Origin of the sequence: Hydrogenophaga sp., from assembly GCF_026125825.1 — a bacterium.
Classification (GTDB): Bacteria; Pseudomonadota; Gammaproteobacteria; order Burkholderiales; family Burkholderiaceae_C; genus Hydrogenophaga.
Map to the genome: position 1 here is coordinate 1 of NZ_JAHCKK010000202.1, position 2,402 is coordinate 2,402.

The 2,402-nt window shown below is 63.3% G+C and carries 2 protein-coding genes; both read left to right on the forward strand.

Going from position 1 to position 2,402, the window contains the following annotated elements; genetic code table 11:
* Positions 1-2,129, forward strand: a 2,129-nt coding sequence (gene aceE / locus KIT86_RS24900; RefSeq protein ID WP_297403401.1) for a pyruvate dehydrogenase (acetyl-transferring), homodimeric type, incomplete at its 5' end; no start/stop codon positions are given.
* A gap of 15 nt (positions 2,130-2,144) precedes the next feature.
* The coding region (locus tag KIT86_RS24905) for a biotin/lipoyl-containing protein (protein WP_297403403.1) at positions 2,145-2,402 on the forward strand (258 nt) is incomplete at its 3' end.

The following is a 2,402-nucleotide window of genomic DNA, read 5'->3' on the forward strand; positions in this document are numbered from 1 at the left end:
AGTTCTGGCAGGTCCCCACGGTGTCCATGGGCCTGGGCCCGCTGATGGCGATCTACCAGGCCCGTTTCCTGAAGTACCTGCACGCCCGTGGCATCGCCAACACCGAGAACCGCAAGGTCTGGGTGTTCTGCGGCGACGGCGAAATGGATGAAGTCGAGTCGCTGGGCGCCATCAGCCTGGCTGCGCGTGAGAACCTCGACAACCTGATCTTCGTGGTGAACTGCAATCTGCAGCGCCTGGACGGCCCGGTGCGCGGCAACGGCAAGATCATCCAGGAGCTCGAAGGCGAGTTCCGTGGTTCCGGCTGGAACGTGATCAAGCTGCTGTGGGGGAGCGAGTGGGACTCGCTGCTGGCGCGCGACAAGGACGGCGCGCTGCGCAAGATCATGATGGACACGGTCGACGGGGACTACCAGTCGTTCAAGGCCAACGATGGTGCGTATGTGCGCAAGCATTTCTTCGGCCGCGATCCCAAGACGCTCGAGATGGTCGCCCACCTGAGCGACAACGACATCTGGAACCTCAAGCGCGGCGGCCACGACCCCCAGAAGGTCTACGCGGCTTACCACAAGGCGGTCAATCACAAGGGTCAGCCCACCGTGCTGCTGATCAAGACCGTCAAGGGCTTTGGCATGGGCAAGGCGGGCGAAGGCAAAAACACCGTTCACCAGACCAAGAAACTCACGGACGAGGACATCAAGATCTTCCGTGACCGCTTCAACCTGCCCATTCCCGACAGCGAACTCTCAAAGATCCCTTTCTACAAGCCGGCCGATGACACGCCGGAAATGAAGTACCTGCACGAGCGCCGCCAGGCCCTCGGCGGCTACCTGCCCAAGCGCCGCGTGAAGGCCGACGAGAGCTTTACCGTGCCCTCGCTGGAGACCTTCAAGGCCGTGCTCGACCCCACCGCCGAAGGCCGTGAGATCTCGACCACGCAGGCCTACGTGCGCTTCCTCACCCAGTTGCTGCGCGACCAGGCCCTGGGCCCGCGCGTCGTGCCCATCCTGGTGGACGAGGCCCGCACCTTTGGCATGGAGGGTCTGTTTCGCCAGGTCGGCATCTACAACCCGCATGGCCAGCAGTACACCCCTGTCGACAAAGACCAGGTGATGTACTACAAGGAAGACAAGGCCGGCCAGATCCTGCAGGAGGGCATCAACGAGGCCGGCGGCATGAGCAGCTGGATCGCCGCGGCCACCAGCTACAGCACGAGCAACCGCATCATGGTGCCGTTCTACGTGTACTACTCCATGTTTGGCTTCCAGCGCATCGGCGATCTCGCCTGGGCGGCGGGCGACATGCAGGCGCGCGGCTTCCTGTTGGGCGGCACCTCGGGCCGCACCACGCTCAATGGCGAGGGCCTGCAACACGAAGACGGCCACAGCCACATCCTGGCCGGCACGATCCCGAACTGCATCAGCTACGACCCGACCTTCGCACACGAGGTGGCGGTGATCCTGCACCACGGCTTGAAGCGCATGGTGGAGAAGCAGGACAACGTCTTCTACTACCTGACGTTGCTCAATGAAAACTACCCCATGCCCGGCCTGCAGCCTGGCACCGAAGAGCAGATCATCAAGGGCATGTACTACTGCAAGCAGGCGCCAGCCCTCAAGAAGGACGCGCCCAGCGTGCAACTGCTCGGCAGCGGCACGATCCTGCGCGAGAGCATCGCCGCACAGGAACTTCTGGAGAAGGACTGGGGCGTGAGCGCCGGCGTGTGGAGCTGCCCGAGCTTCAACGAGCTGGCCCGCGACGGCCAGGACGCCGACCGTTGGAACCTGCTGCACCCGACCGAAACGCCGCGCGTGCCTTTCGTGGCGCAGCAACTGAGCACCACGACAGGCCCTGTGGTGGCGTCCACCGACTACATGAAGAACTACGCGGAACAGATCCGTCCCTTCATTCCCAAGGAGCGCACGTACAAGGTGCTGGGCACGGACGGTTTCGGCCGCAGCGACTTCCGCAGCAAGCTGCGCGAGCACTTCGAGATCAACCGTCACTACATCGTGGTCGCTGCGCTCAAGGCCTTGAGCGAAGAGGGCAAGCTGCCGGTGGCGAAGGTGGCCGAGGCGATCAAGAAGTACGGCATCAACGCCGACAAAGTGAACCCGCTGTACGCGTAACCCGGAGACAAGAACATGGCATTGATTGATGTGAAGGTCCCGGACATCGGGGACTTTGATGAAGTGGCGGTCATCGAGCTGCTGGTGAAAGTGGGTGACACGGTCAAGGCCGAGCAGTCGCTGATCACGGTGGAGTCCGACAAGGCCTCGATGGAGATCCCTTCCAGCACGGCCGGCGTGGTGAAGGAGCTCAAGGTCGCGTTGGGCGACAAGGTCAAGCAAGGCTCGGTGGTCCTGGTGGTGGAGGCCGCTGGCGAGGCGGCGGCCGCCCCC